Raw genomic sequence first — 15,007 nt, 5'->3', positions numbered from 1 at the left:
AACCCGCAGAAACTGACCACTCGACCGGGCGTCAGGCCTCGGAGCGACGGCGACGGAGGAGGATCGAGACGAGGAGCGCGAGTCCGCCGAGGAGCAGCAGGCCGATCGCCCACGGGAGCCCGGCGATCACGGCACCCGTGATCGCGAGCACCGGCAGGTCCAGGCGCACGCTGTGCGTGCCGGACACCGGGTCGTCGCCGGCGCTGCCGTGGACCGTCGCCGTGTTGTCCACGATCCCGCGCGCGGCCTCGGCCGCAGTGATGCGGTAGACGATCGGGCCGCACTCGGCGCTCTCGCCCGGGGCCAGCGCCGGGATGGCGCAGTCCAGGGTGCCGCCGAGCAGCGCATCCTCGATCGTGAGGCCGGTGACCGTGACGGCACCGGTGTTCACGACGCGGAAGCGGAAGGCCACCGTGTCGCCCGCGCTGACGGCTCCGTCGCGGTTCGCGTCGACGTAGTCGCCGCCGGACTTCTCCAGCGTCACCGCCGCCGGCGCGTCGATCGGCACGGTCACGGTGTCGTCCACGGTCACCGTCCCGCTGCCGTCGCCGGTCGCGGTCGCCGTGTTCACGATCGCTCCCGCGTCCACCTCGGCCTGCGTCAGCACGGCCGCGGGGCCGGTGCAGGTCACCGACTCGCCCGGAGCCAGCGTGGTCGGGTCGCACACGACGTCGCCGTCGAGCCGCGCGTCCGTCACCGCGATGCCGTGGAGCGTCGTCGTGCCGGTGTTCGTCACCGTGAACGAGAACACCACGGTGTCGCCGGCGTCCACGCGGCCGGAACCGTTCGCGTCGACGATGTCGCCGGCGGTCTTCTCCAGCGCCAGCCCGTCCGTCCCGTGGACCGCGACGTCCGCGGTGTCCCGGTCGCTGACGGCGGCGCCGCCGCCCGTGCCGGAGGCCGTGGCCTCGTTGTGGACGGTCCCGGCGTCGACGTCGGCCTGCGTGAGCGGGTAGACCACAGGTGCGCAGGTCACGGAGGCCCCCGGAGCGAGCGACCCGTCACCGAGCGCGTCGCAGGCCACGGGGCCGCCGAGGAGCGTGTCCGTGATCGCGACGCCGGTGAGGGTCGTCGTGCCGGTGTTCGTCACCGTGAACGTGTACGCGACCGTGTCGCCGGCGCCGATGCGCCCGTCGCCGTCCGCATCGGTCGGGGCGCCCGCGGTCTTGACCAGTGCGATCCCGGTCTCCCCCGTGATCGCCACATCGGCCGCCGCGTCGTCGGAGACGGTGCCGCGCGGGCCGGTCGCGGTGACGACGGCCTCGTTGTGCACGGTGCCGCGCTCCACGTCCTCCTGGGTCAGCAGGTAGCGGATCGGACCGCAGTCGACGCTCGCGCCCGGAGCCAGCGTCGCGCCGTCCAGGGCGGGGCAGTCCAGCGCTCCGCCGAGGAGCGGATCGGACAGCTCCGGATCCGTGAGCGTCGTGGTGCCGAGGTTCCGGACCGTGAACGCGTAGTCCACGGCGTCGCCCGCACCGGTGCGCCCGTCGCCGTCCAGGTCCACGAGAGCGACGACGCTCTTGGTGAGGCCGATCGCATCGGCGCCGTCGATCGCGACGTCCGCCTGCGCGTCGTCGTCGACCGGGCCCTGCGGAGAGGTCGCCGAGACAGAGGCCTCGTTGTGCACGACGCCGCCGTCGATGTCACCCTGCGTCAGGGTGTGCACCACCGGCGCGCAGGTGACCGAGGCCCCCGGGGCCAGCGGACCGTCGATCGCCGCGCAGGCCAGCTCTCCGCCGAGCATCGGGTCGGTCACGACCACGTCGGTCAGCGTCGTGGTGCCGGTGTTGTGGACGGTGAAGGTGTAGGCGACCGTGTCGCCCGCGCCGAGCACGCCGTCCCCGTCGGCGTCCACCGGGGCTCCGGCGACCTTGTCCAGCGCGATGCCGCTCGTGCTGAGCAGGACGACGTCGACCGCGTCCTCGTCGGACACGGGCCCGCGCACCGAGTCGCCCGAGACCTCGGCGACGTTGTGCACCGCACCGGCGTCGACGTCGGCCTGTGTCAGCGTGTGCGTGACCGGGCCGCAGTCGATCGCCGCACCGGGATCGAGGACTGCGCCGTCCAGCGCGGGACAGTCGATCGCGCCGCCGAGCATCCCGTCGCGCAGCTCCAGCCCGCTCAGCCGCACCGTCCCGGTGTTGACGACGCGGAACGAGAAGTCCACGGTGTCGCCGGCGCCGATCCGGCCGTCGCCGTTCGCGTCCGCCGGCTCACGGGCGGTCTTGTCCAGCTCCACGGCGGCGACCGGGACGAAGGACACGTCCGCGTCGTCCCCGCCGGAGACCGGGCGGTCGTCCGGCGCGGTGCCCGTCACGGACGCCTCGTTGTGCACGGAGCCGCGCTCCACGTCGTCCTGGGTCAGCGCGTACGCGACCGGCCCGCACACGACCTGGTCTCCCGGGCTCAGCGCGACGCCGGCGAGCGCATCGCAGGCGAGCTCGCCGCCGAGGAGCGGATCCGACAGCCGCACGTCGGTGATCGTCGTGGTGCCGGTGTTGCGCACGGTGAACGTGTACTCGATCGTGTCGCCCGCGCCGATGCGTCCGTCGCCGTTCGCGTCGACCGGCGTTCCCGCGGCCTTCTCGAGGCCGAGCCCGTCGACCGCCGGGATGGTCGCGTCGGCGGTGTCGTCATCCGTCACGGTGCGTCCGCCCGGCGCGGTCGCGGTCCCCTCCGCCGTGTTGTGCACGGTGCCGCGGTCCACGTCCTCCTGCGTCAGCGTGTAAGTCACCGGAGCGCACGTCACCGCCTGGCCGGGGGCGAGGGCCGCGCCGTCGAGCTCCGGACACGTCACCGCGCCGCCGAGCAGCGGGTCGGTGAGCACGATGCCCGTCAGCGTGGTCGTCCCGGTGTTGCGCACCGTGAAGGTGTACGCGACCGTGTCGCCCGCGCCGATGCGTCCGTCGCCGGTCGCGTCCACCGGCGCTCCGGCGTCCTTGATCAGCTCCACGCCGTCCTCGGCGGGCAGCGGCACGTCGGCCGTGTCCCGATCCGTCGCCGGACCGCTGGTCGAGCGTCCCGTGGCCGTGGCCGCGTTGTGCACGGCGCCGGCGTCGAGGTCCGCCTGGGTCAGCGTGTACGCGACCGGGCCGCAGGAGAGGCTGTCGCCGGGGCTCAGCTCGGCGCCGTCGAGGGCCGGGCAGTCGACCACGCCGCCGAGCAGCGGGTCGCTGAGCACGAGGTCGCGCAGGATCGTCGTCCCGGAGTTGCGCAGGGTGAACGTGTAATCGATCGTGTCGCCCGCGCCGATCCGGCCGTCGCCGTCCGCGTCCACCGGCGCGCCGGCATCCTTGGTCAGCTCGATGCCGTTGAAGCCCGTGATGACGACGTCGGCGCTGGACTCGTCGGAGACGGGTCCGATGGATCCGGTGCCGTCGACGCGGGCGGTGTTGTGCACGAGACCCGCCTCGATGTCGGCCTGGGTCAGCGTGTGCGTGAAGCGGCCGCAGGTCCAGGGCGAGCCCGGTGTGAGCAGGGACACGCCGCACAGCGGTCCCGCCGAGAGCAGCGGGTCGCGGATGGTCACCTGCTCGAGCGTGGTCGACCCGATGTTGCGCACGGCGAAGACGTAGTCGATCGCGTCGCCGGCGCCGATCAGCCCGTCGCCGTTCACGTCGCGGACCGCGGACGGCGTCTTCACGAGCTCGATCGCGTCCGTGCCGTCGATGCGCACGGTCGCCTCGGCCTCGTCGGTGACGGTGCCGCGCGGCGCGTCCGCGATGACGGTGGCCACGTTGTGCGCGATGCCCTGGTCGACGTCGTCCTGGGTCAGCGTGTACGTGATCGGCCCGCACGCCGCCTCGGCACCGGGGGCGAGCTCGGCGGGCACGTCCGGACAGAGCACGTCGCCGGCCAGCATCTCGTCGGTGACGACCGGGTTCGTGAGGGTCGTGGTGCCGGTGTTGCGCACCGTGAACGAGTAGTCCACCGTGTCGCCGGCGCTCACGAGCCCGTCCCCGTTCGCGTCCACGACGGATCCGGCCTGCTTGACCAGGCTGATCGCGTTGACGGAGGGGATCGTCGTGTCCGCGGTGCCCTCGTCGGTCACGACGGCCCCGACGGGATCGGTCCCGGAGGCGGTGGCCACGTTGTGCACCGTCCCGCCGTTCACGTCGTCCTGCGTGAGGAGGTAGCGCACCGGCGCGCAGGAGACGGACTCCCCGACCCCGATCGTCGCGCCGGAGAGCTCCGGGCAGTCGACCGCGCCGCCGAGCAGCGCGTCCGTCACGGTCACGTCGTGCAGGGGCACATCGCCGGTGTTGCGGACGGTGAAGGTGTAGTCGATCGCATCCCCGGCGCCGATCCGGCCGTCGCCGTCCACGTCGACCGGAGCGCTCGGCGTCTTGACGAGCTCGAGGGCGGGGTGGCGCTCGATGATCGTGGTGATCATCGAGGAGTCGTTGCGTCCGTTCGGGTCGTACGTGACCGGCGACACGACGCGGGCGTCGTTCAGCACCGAGAAGTCGGTCGTCGCGGGGTCGACCCGTGCGGTGATCGTGGCGGTGAACTCGGCGCCGGCCTCGAACATGACCAGCGTGCAGTCGACGCTGCGGTCCCGCGCCGTGCATTCGGGGGTCGTCGTCGCGAGGTCAACGAGCCCGTTGCTCGGCAGATCGAAGACGTTCACGATCTCCGCGGTGCTCGGGCCGTTGTTGCGCACGGTGAGGGTGTAGGTGATCGTGCCGCCGGCGCTGATCCGGTTCACGTCCGCGGTCTTCTCGACCGAGATGTCGGCGGCGGCGATCACCGGCACGACCGAGGTGGACGTGTTGTCCTCCGGATCCGGGTCCGGCGTGCCGGAGGTGACCACGGCGGTGTTCGCCACGTCGCCGGTCGCGGCGAAGGTCCCGGTGACGCGGAGCGTCGCGCTCGCGCCGGGAGCGAGGGGCCCCACGAGCCAGCGTGCCGTCGCGGCGTCCCAGACGCCCCGGGAGGGCTCCGCCCCGGAGATCGTCACGCCGGCGGAGGGCTGCTCGTCGACGACGACGTCCTGGGCGACGGAGGGGCCGTCGTTGCGGACCACCACGTCGTACTCCACCGGACCGCCGATGTGCGGGAAGCGCTGCTCCACCGCCGTCTTCACGATCGACAGGTCCGCGGAGGGGGCGAAGTCGTTCTCCACGGTGCTGGTGTTGTTGTTCTCGTCGGGGTCCGGAGTCGCCGACTCGATCGCGGCGGTGTTGCTCACCGTGCCGGTGAGGTTCTGGTCCCATGCTCCCTCGATGTGGATCTCGGCTCCGGCACCGGGGGCGAGATCGCCCAGCGCGCAGGAGACCACGCCGTCGGTCACCGTGCAGCCCGTGTCGAGCACGCCGGGCGTGAAGCCGACGGGCAGGACGTCGGTGATCACTGCGCCCCGGGCGGTCGAGGGACCGTTGTTCCGATACGAGATCGTGTAGACCGAGCGGGACCCGGGGACGGGGTCGCCCGCGTGCAGCTTCTGGACCGAGAGGTCCGCGCTCTGGACGACGCGGACGTCGGCCGAGTCGGAGTTGTTGGAGGTGTCCTGGTCGTCCGCGGGGGCGGCCACGGAGGCGGTGTTGGTCAGCGTGCCCTCGGGAGCATCGGGGTCGACCTGGACGGTCAGCACGATTGTGCTGGTCTCCGACGCCGAAAGCGTGTCCCAGGCGCAGCGGAGCGCCGTCCCGTCCTGGACGGCGCAGTCGGCCGTGCCGTTGACACCGGTGATCGTGAGCCCGGCGGGCACGACGTCGTCGAGGACCGCGTTCTGCGCCGCGGAGGAGCCGAGGTTGCGCACGACGATCGTGTAGTCGAACGTCCCGCCCGCCGCGACCTCCTCGACCGAGGCGGTCTTGACGACCGTGAGATCCGCGATGACGATCGGCTCGAAACTGGTGGAGGAGGCGTTGTTCGACGGGTCGGGGTCGTTCGTCGACGACGTGACCGTGGCGGTGTTCTGCACCACGGCGGTCGCACCGGGGGCGAGCGTGACGGTGATAACCGCCGAGCGCTCCTCGCCGGCCGGGACCGTGCCGAGGGCGCAGCGGACGGTGCCGTCGGTGACGGTGCACGCGGACTCGGCCGGCGTCGCGCTCACGAACGTCGTGTCGGGGTCGAGCGGATCCGTGATCGTGACGTCCTGCGCATCGGACGGTCCGTCGTTGCGCACGGTGAGCGTGTAGGTCAGGTTCTCACCCGCCACCGGGGCCTCCGGGGCGAAGACCTTCTGGATCGACAGGTCCGCCGACGCCGACAGGATGCCGTTGACGCCCGCGGTGTTGTTGGACCGGTCGGGGTCGAACCGGTCTCCCGCGATCGTGACCGTGTTGTGCAGGGCGGACCCGGAGGGGAAGTCCGGGCTCAGGATGCCGCTGATCGTGATCGGGACATCCGCGCCGACCGCGAGGTCCGCCATCGCGCAGCTGACCGTCGATCCGCTCACGGTGCAGTCGCCGCCCGCCGTGGTCGCGGAGACCTGGGTGAGACCCGCCGGGAGCGTGTCCGTCACGGTCACGCCGGTGCCGGTCTGGGGGCCGGCGTTCGTGGCGCGGATCGTGAAGGTGACCGGCCGACCGGCGACGAGGGGGGACGTGTCGAGGGTCTTCGTGACCCCGAGATCGGCCGCCGGGCCGACGGGGACGGCGGTCTCGTTGGTCCGCGACGTACGCTCCTGGCCGTCCAGGTCGCGGAAGGAGACGAGGGCCTCGTTGCGGATCGTCGTGTCCGCGCCGGCGAGCGTCACCCGCGTGTCGAAGGTGTAGGTGGCGGAGGCTCCGGCGGCGAGGGATCCTCCGGCGGCGGCGGTACCGCCGTCACCGATCCGGAACCGGACGCTCCGATCGCCCGAGACGTACTCGGCCCGGTCATCCCCGGCGGCGTCCGTGAGCGCGCCCGCCCCCGCGCCCGCCGCGATCCGCAGGGATCCCGGGACGAACTCCTGGCCGGCCTGGATGACGTCGCCGGACGAGACCTGCGTCGCCGGGTTGCCGCCGTCGTTGCGCGTCGTCACCGTGTAGCGGAGGACGTCGCCCACCTCGGCGGTCGTCCCGCCACGAGTGACGTTGGTCACCGACTTGCTGCTGACGAGACAGGGCCCGGTGCCGAATGTGATGTCGTCGAGGAAGTTGCCGACGCTCGCGTTGCCGCCCGCGGACGAGACCGCCTCGAAGCCGAACCGCGTCGTCGTCTGGCCCGGGGGGGACGGTGTAGGTGCCGGTATACGCGCCCCAGGCGGTGTTGCCGTCCGCCATGTTGTCGCGGACGATCGGGAGGCTCGTGGGCGCGCCGGGGGCACCGATCCGCACGCGCATGACGTCCGTGCCGCTGCGTCCACGGTGCTTGAGGGACCAGGTGAGCGTCTGCCCGGGCGTGGTCGCCACGTCCTGGTAGAGCATGCTCCGCTGGTTCGCGTTGAGCTCGGCGAACTGGTTCCCGGCGGCGGCGGGGACGCCCTGGAACCCGCTGCGCCACAGCTCGATCATCTTGTCGGTGGCGGTCGTGGACCAGCCGGGCACGACCGACTCGTTCACGATCTGGTAGTTGCCGCTGACCGTCGGCTGCTCGAAGCCGCCGTTGACCAGCGACACCGAACCCGCGCAGACCGTCGGGTCCTGCGCCGCCTGAGCGGCGACCGGAGCGACGGCCTGTCCGACGACGGTGAGCCCGGCCGCCAGCAGGACGGCGGCGGTGGCTCCCGCGACACCACGAACGACGGACCATTCAGTCCAAGACCCCACGAAGATCCCCTTCATCCCGACGACACGCCGAAGGCGCACGTCTTCCCCCTGAACTCCCAGGTTATGTGACCTACCGGTATTTTGCCTACTTCGATCCTGGGGCCTTCGGCATGCCGGTACGGGTCAGGGAGTCAGCAGAACGAGCTCCTGCGTCGCCCTCGTCATCGCGACGTAGCGGTCCACGGCGCCCTCGATCCCGTCCCCGAACCCTTCCGGGTCGACGAGGACCACGAGGTCGAACTCCAGCCCCTTGGCGGTCTGCGGGGTGAGCGACCGGATCCGCGGATGCCGGAGCGCCCGGTCCGCGCCGATCACGCACGCGAGGCCCTCCTCGTGGGCGTCGAGCCAGGCGGAGAGGATGGCGTCGAGCTCCGGGACGCGCCCCCGCCGCACGGGAACGCCGCTGCGGCGCACCGACGTCGGGACGTTCGCGTCCGGCAGCGCGGCGCGGATCACCGGCTCGGCGGCGGCCATCACCTCCTCCGGCGTCCGGTAGTTGATGCTCAGCGACGCCTCGCGGATCTCGCGCAGCCCCGCCCGCTCCAGCCGCGCCCGCCAGCTCTCCCGGAACCCGTGCCTGGCCTGCGCACGATCGCCGACCACCGTGAGGCTGCGGGATGGGGCTCGGCGCAGCAGCATCGTCCATTCGGCGTCGGTGAGTTCCTGCGCCTCGTCCACGATCACGTGGGCGAACGGACCGGCGAGCGCGTCCGGGTCCGGGCGCAGACGCGCGGCCTCGTCGAGGATCGCGTCGCGCATGCCCTCGCCGTCGGGCCCGAAGAAGTAGCCCGTCACGGCGCTCTCGAAGTCGTCATCCGCGGCGATGAGCTCGTCGATCACCCTGTCCCGCTGCTCCCGCTCCTCCTGCGAGACCCGCTCCTCGCGTCGCCGCTGCGCGGAACCGCGCGGATCGCCGATGAGGTCCCGCGCGGCGTCGAGGAACGGCAGGTCCGATCGCGTCCAGCGCCGCGCCTCGGACGCCTCGCGACGGAGTGCGTCCCGCTCCGCCTCCGTCAGCCACGGGGCGCAGATCCGGAGGTAGGCAGGGACGCTCCACAGATCGGCCACGACCCCGGCCGGATCCAGGATCGGCCAGGCGGCGGCGAACGCCCGCTGCAGCGGGGTGCTGCGCCGAAGCGCGGCGTCGAGCTGACGAGGCGGCACGTCCTCGTCGGCGTGGTCCTCGACGAGCGCGCCGACGAGCGCGTCCCAGGCGATGTCGCGCGCCTCGTTGTGGGCGGTGCCGGGCTCCGGGGCGTCGAACGCGGCCGCCCAGTCGGCCGGTTCCACGCGCACGTCACGCCACGGCGTCTCGACCTCCAGCGGCGTGGACGGGGGCTGCTCGTGGTAGCGCACGGCGGCGGCGACCGCATCGAGCAGACGGCTCCCGGATTTGATCCGCAGCGCCTCGGGATCCGTCTCGACCGCGATCGCGTCCCCGTCCCTGCCCTCGGGCACGAGGTCGGTCAGCGTGCAGACCCGGACGCCGTCCTCACCGAGGCTCGGCAGCACATCCTCCACGTAGGCGAGGTACGGGCGGTGCGGGCCGACGAACAGGACACCGCCGCCGCCTCGGCCCAGCCGGGGCTCGGCGTGCATGAGATAGGCGGCGCGGTGCAGCGCGACGACGGTCTTGCCCGTGCCCGGCCCGCCGTCGACGACGAGCACGCCGCGCGAGGGCGAGCGGAGGATCGCGTCCTGGTCGGCCTGGATCGTGCCCAGCACGTCCCGCATGCGCGGCGAACGGCTGGCGCCGAGGCTCGCGATGAACGCCGACTGGTCGTCGAGCGCGGCCCGGTTGATCTCGTCCGCGTCGCGGGCGTCGTCCCCGAGGGCGTCGACGTCGAAGACCTCGTCCCAGTAGTCCGTGATGCGCCGCCCCGTCCAGCGGTATCGGCGCCGGCTGACGAGGCCGCGGGGATCGGCGTGGGTCGCTCCGAAGAACGGCTCGGCGGCCGGTGCCCGCCAGTCCACGAGCAGACGCCGGCCGTCGCTCGCGGTGAGGCCGATCCGCCCGATGTAGACGGGCTCGGACTCGTCGCGGCGGATCATCCGCCCGAGGCACAGGTCGACGCCGAAGCGACGCAGGAGCTGGATCCGCGACGACAGCCGGTGGATCTCGAGGTCCCGCTCGAGCACCTCCTGCCCGTGGCGCACGGGAAGAGCGCGCAGCCGGGTCAGCCGCTCCTCGCTCTCGGCGACCTCCTCGGCGAGACGCGCGTCCAGGGCGCGGAGATGGTCGTCGTCCGCGGAGATGAGGCGGGGATCCGCCTTGCGGGTGCGTTCGGCGGGCAGGGCGAAGATCGCCGTCCGCCGCGCGCCGTCGTCGGCACGGTACGCGGGGCGCCCAAGGGCGTCGAGGGGCGGTTCGGGGGTGTGGTCGGGGGCCTGGTCGGGGGTGCGGTCGGGGGTCTGGTCGGGGGTCTGGTCGGGCTGAGCGGAGAGGGGTGCGGCAGGGGTCACGATTCTCCCGTCGGGATGGCGAAGCCACCCATTCTGCGCCCCTATGGGGCCCTTGCCGCAAGCCCCGGTCCCGCCGGTAAACTGGAAGTGCGCAGGGGGATCCGTTGTCCTCTGTCGAGTGGTCAGTTTTTGTGGGTTCAGCGCCCGGCAACCCACAAAAACTGACCACTCGATGAGCAGCGGCGCGAGGGGTCGCCTACGCTCGAAGAGCGCCGCCGCCGCTCGGCCCCGTCCCGGGCCGACCGCCGAGGCCGCGGCGCGTCCGCTCAGGAAGGTGCCCCATGCCCGAGACGTCGGCCGCCCGCGCCCACGCCGAAGACCTCGCAGACTTCGTCGCCGCATCCCCGTCCAGCTACCACGCCGCCGAAGAGGTCGCCCGGCGCCTGGAGGACGTGGGCTTCCAGCGCCTCGACGAGACCGAGGCCTGGCCGACCCAGGCCGGCGGCCGCTTCGTCGTCGTCCGGGACGGCGCGGCGATCGCGTGGACCGTTCCGGCGGGCGCCTCCGCCACCACGGCGGCGCACATCCTCGGCGCGCACACCGACTCCCCCGGATTCAAGCTCAAGCCGCGCCCGACCACCGGCGCCAAGGGATGGCTGCAGGCCGGCGTCGAGGTCTACGGCGGTCCGCTGCTGAACTCCTGGCTCGACCGGGAGCTGCGCCTGGCCGGGCGCCTCGCCCTCGCCGACGGCCGCATCGTCCTCGCGGCCACGGGTCCCCTGCTGCGGCTGCCTCAGCTCGCGATCCACCTGGACCGCGGCGCCAACAACGGCCTCGCCCTCGACAAGCAGGTGGAGACCCAGCCGGTGTGGGGCCTGGGTGACCCCGTCGAGGAGGATCTGCTCGCTGAGCTCGCCGCGTCCGCCGGCGTCGATCCGGCGGACATCCGCGGTTTCGACGCGGTCGTCGCCGATTCGGCGCGCGGAGCGGTGTTCGGCAAGGACGACGCCTTCTTCGCCAGCGGCCGGCTGGACGACCTGGCCTCGGTGCACGCGGGCGTCGTCGCGCTCGCGGAGGCCTCCGCCGACGGCCCGGCCGGCGACCGGATCGCGGTCCTGGCCGCCTTCGACCACGAGGAGCTGGGATCGGCCTCGCGCTCCGGCGCGGCGGGTCCGTTCCTGGAGGACGTCCTGGAGCGGATCTACGCCGGACTCGGCGCCGACGCCGTGGACACCCTGCGCGCGTACGCCGGATCCTGGTGCCTCTCCAGCGATGTGGGCCACTCCGTCCACCCCAACTACGTCGGCAAGCACGATCCCGTCGTCCAGCCGCTGCTCGGCTCGGGCCCGACCCTGAAGATCAACGCCAACCAGCGCTACGCGACCGACGCCGTGGGCGCTGCCGCCTGGAACGCCTGGTGCGAGGCCGCGGGCGTCGCGAGCCAGGAGTTCGTGTCGAACAACGCCGTGCCGTGCGGATCGACGATCGGGCCGATCACCGCGACCCGGCTCGGCATCCGCACCGTCGACGTCGGCATCCCGATCCTGTCCATGCACTCGGCCCGCGAGCTCGCCGGCGTCAGCGATCTGCACGACCTCTCCCGCGTCGCCGCCGCGTTCTTCACCGCTCGTTGAGCGACACTTCGACTCGCTGCGCTCGCTCAGTGCAGGTCTCCGCGAGACGAAACGCCCCAGCCCCAGGTAACGACGTTTCGTCTCGTCGCTGCGCTCCTCGCTCAACGACCGGAAGCGCCGAGAGACGAAACGCTGTCCCCCACCGCGCGGACAGTGCCAGGATGAGGGCATGTCCGCTAAGAGCGCCGCTCCCGCCGCATCGACCCTGATCGAGCGCACCGGGATCGAGATCATCCCCGAGTCCGATCGCACCGCGCGACCCCGCGACCTGTTCTGGCCGTGGTTCGCCGCGAACGTGTCGGTCTTCGGCATGTCGTACGGGTCGTTCGTGCTGGGCTTCGGGATCTCGTTCTGGCAGGCGACGCTCGTCTCCGTCATCGGGATCGTCGTGTCGTTCCTGCTCTGCGGCCTGATCGCGATCGCGGGCAAGCGCGGCTCCGCGCCGACGATGGTCCTGTCCCGTGCCGCGTTCGGCGTGCACGGGCAGAAGGTCCCCGGCATCGTGTCGTGGCTGACCTCGATCGGCTGGGAGACGTTCCTCGCCATCATGGCGGTGCTCGCCACCGCCACCGTCATCACGCAGCTCGGCGGCGACGGGAAGAACATCGGACTGCGGATCGCGGCGACCGTGATCGTCGCGGCCCTCATCGTGACCGCCTCGGTGCTCGGCTACCACACGATCATGAAGCTGCAGTCGGTGCTGACGTGGGTCACGGGCGTCGTGACGGTCCTCTACATCGCCCTCACCATCGGGCACATCGATCTGGGGGCGGTCATGGCGCTCCCCTCGGGCAGTGCCGGTCAGGTCATCGGCGCGCTCGTCATGGTGATGACCGGATTCGGCCTGGGCTGGATCAACATCGCCGCGGACTGGTCGCGCTACCAGAAGCGGACAGCGTCCGACGGCGCGATCGTCGCCTGGAACACGATCGGCGGATCCGTCGCCCCCGTCGTCCTGGTCGTCTTCGGCCTGCTGCTCGCGGGATCCGACGAGGACCTCAGCGCGATGATCGCCTACGACCCGATCGGCGCCCTCGCGACGCTCCTGCCGGTCTGGGTCCTCATCCCGTTCCTCCTGACCGCGGTGCTGGCGCTCGTGTCCGGCGCCGTGCTCGGCATCTACTCCTCCGGCCTGACGCTGCTGAGCCTGGGCATCCGGATCCCCCGTCCCACCGCCGCGGCGATCGACGGGGTGATCCTCACGCTCGGCACCATCTGGGTCGTGTTCTTCGCCGAGGACTTCCTCGGTCCGTTCCAGTCGTTCCTCATCACCCTCGGCGTGCCGCTGGCGTCCTGGGCGGGCATCCTCATCGCCGACATCCTGCGACGGCGCCGCGACTACGACGAGGCGGCGCTGTTCGACCCGCGCGGGCGGTACGGCTCCTGGGACGCGATCTCGATCGGCACCATGATCGTGGCGAGCCTGATCGGCTGGGGCTTCGTGGTCAACGGCTTCGCCGAGGCGGCTCCGTGGAACAACTGGCAGGGGTACCTGTTGTTCCTGGTCGGCGGCAGGGACGGCGAGTGGGCGTTCGCGAACCTCGGCGTCTTCTTCGCCCTGGTGCTGTCGTTCCTGGTGACCTACGTCGCCCGGGCCGGACGGATCCGCCGCCAGGAAGAGACCGCGCGGTGACGGGGCGGGACGCCCCGCGAGACGAGGACGCCCCCGACACCGCACGGCCCTGGCTCCTCGTCATCGACCCGCAGAACATCTTCGCCTCGCCCGATTCCGCATGGGGCTCTCCGTTCTTCCCGGATGCGCTCGCACACATCGTCCGGCTCGCGGAGGCGGCCGGCTCCCGGGTGCTCGTCACCCGCTGGCTCCCCACCGCCGACCGCGCGACCAGCTGGGGGGACTACTTCGCCGCGTGGCCCTTCGCCGATCGGCCCGCGGACGATCCGCTGTACGACCTCGTCCCCGCCGCACGCGCGCTCTCCCCGCACCCGACTCTGGATCTGCCGACGTTCGGCAAGTGGGGACCGGAGCTGGAGCGGATCACCGGCGGCGCCCCCGTCGTCGTCACCGGCGTCTCGACCGACTGCTGTGTGATCTCGACCGTCCTGGCGGGGGCGGACGCGGGAGGCCGCATCACGGTCGTCCCCGAGGCCTGCGCGGGCTCGACCGCGGAGAACCACGACGCCGCGATCCGCGTGCTGGGGCTGTACCCGCCCCAGGTCGCGCTCGCGTCCGCCGACACGGCTGCGATGATGCTGACCGGAACAGCCGCCCGAGAGGAGTCCGCCCCGTGAGCGCCCACCCGTCCCGTCGTCCGTGGCACCGCACGCGCATCGCGCTGGGGATCGTCCTGTCCGTCGTCGTCGTGATCGGGATCGTCGGATCGATCACGCCCTGGCCGTCGGCGATGCTGATCCGGACCGTGTTCACGAAGGGCGGCGTGGAGACGGCGGCCGAGATGGAACGGCACGCTCCTGATGCCGCCCTCGACGAGCGGCTGGCCGTGCCGTATGCCGAGGGAGCCGACACGACGATGGACGTCGTCACGCCGGCATCGGCCGACGGGCCGCTGCCCACGGTCGTGTGGATCCACGGCGGCGCCTGGATCTCCGGATCCAGCAGCGATGTGCTGCCGTACATGCGCATCCTCGCCGCGGAGGGGTACGCCGCCATCGCGCCGAACTACACACTCGGCCCCGAAGGCACCTACCCGACCGCCGTGACGCAGCTCAATGACGCGCTCGCGTACATCGACGCGCACGCCGAGGAGCTCGGGGTCGATCCGGACCGGATCGTGCTCGCCGGCGACTCCGCAGGGGCTCAGCTGGCCAGCCAGCTCGCCGTCCTCGCCACGAGCAGCGAGTACGCGATGCTGGCCGGGGTAGCTCCCGCGCTGACGGCGGACCAGCTCCGCGGCGTGGTGCTCAACTGCGGTGTGTACGATCTCGCCGCGCTCGCCGCGCTGCAGGGCATCGCCGGCTGGGGCCTGAAGACGGCGATGTGGGCGTACAGCGGCACGAAGACCTGGGCCGAGGAGGCGCCGGGCTCGCTCATGTCCACGATCGACCACGTGACGGCCGACTTCCCGCCCACGTACATCAGCGGCGGAAACGGAGACGGGCTGACCTGGCTCCAGTCGATCCCCATGTCACAGCGCCTGGAGGAGCTGGGCGTGGACGTGACGACGCTGTTCTGGCCCGCGGATCACGAGCCGGCGCTGGCCCACGAGTACCAGTTCCACCTGGACAACGACGAGGCGCAGACCGCGCTGCAGAAGACCCTCGCCTTCCTCGACGCCCACGCGAAAGCCTGAT

At 72.2% G+C, this 15,007-nt stretch carries 6 protein-coding genes; 4 read left to right on the top strand and 2 right to left on the bottom strand.

Translation table 11 applies throughout. From position 1 onward, the window contains the following. Window positions 1–31: 31 nt before the first annotated feature. A complete protein-coding gene (locus K8F61_RS16670; RefSeq protein WP_231819946.1) occupies window positions 32–7,033 on the bottom strand; it encodes a DUF7507 domain-containing protein in 7,002 nt (2,333 codons plus the stop codon). Between the two features lie 790 nt (window positions 7,034–7,823). After that, a complete protein-coding gene (gene helR, locus K8F61_RS16665) occupies window positions 7,824–10,004 on the bottom strand; it encodes an RNA polymerase recycling motor ATPase HelR (RefSeq protein ID WP_231821572.1) in 2,181 nt (726 codons plus the stop codon). Window positions 10,005–10,444: 440 nt separating this feature from the next. Between helR and K8F61_RS16660 the strand changes: the two genes are divergently transcribed. The 4 genes from K8F61_RS16660 to K8F61_RS16645 all read left to right on the top strand — a co-directional run bounded on the left by K8F61_RS16660 (window position 10,445) and on the right by K8F61_RS16645 (window position 15,006). Then, a complete protein-coding gene (locus K8F61_RS16660; protein ID WP_231819945.1) occupies window positions 10,445–11,737 on the top strand; it encodes a M18 family aminopeptidase in 1,293 nt (430 codons plus the stop codon). Between the two features lie 169 nt (window positions 11,738–11,906). Next, on the top strand, window positions 11,907–13,370 hold the full coding sequence (locus tag K8F61_RS16655) for a purine-cytosine permease family protein (RefSeq protein WP_231819943.1): 1,464 nt from the start codon (window positions 11,907–11,909) through the stop codon (window positions 13,368–13,370). Further along, on the top strand, window positions 13,367–13,987 hold the full coding sequence (locus K8F61_RS16650) for a cysteine hydrolase family protein (RefSeq protein WP_067247295.1): 621 nt from the start codon (window positions 13,367–13,369) through the stop codon (window positions 13,985–13,987). The genes K8F61_RS16655 and K8F61_RS16650 overlap by 4 nt, the downstream gene beginning before the upstream one ends. Next, on the top strand, window positions 13,984–15,006 hold the full coding sequence (locus tag K8F61_RS16645; RefSeq protein ID WP_231819942.1) for an alpha/beta hydrolase: 1,023 nt from the start codon (window positions 13,984–13,986) through the stop codon (window positions 15,004–15,006). The genes K8F61_RS16650 and K8F61_RS16645 overlap by 4 nt, the downstream gene beginning before the upstream one ends. Window position 15,007 lies beyond the last annotated feature (1 nt).

The sequence above is a fragment of the Microbacterium resistens genome, assembly GCF_021172025.1.
Taxonomy (GTDB): domain Bacteria; phylum Actinomycetota; class Actinomycetes; order Actinomycetales; family Microbacteriaceae; genus Microbacterium; species Microbacterium resistens.
The sequence above is the reverse complement of the archived record's forward strand: the minus strand, read 5'-3'. Positions and strand labels throughout refer to the sequence as shown.

Bases quoted from the DNA above. Each gene is read 5' to 3' on its own strand.
- K8F61_RS16655 (WP_231819943.1), top strand. From the start codon at position 11,907: ATGTCCGCTAAGAGCGCCGCTCCCGCCGCATCGACCCTGATCGAGCGC.
- K8F61_RS16660 (WP_231819945.1), top strand. From the start codon at position 10,445: ATGCCCGAGACGTCGGCCGCCCGCGCCCACGCCGAAGACCTCGCAGAC.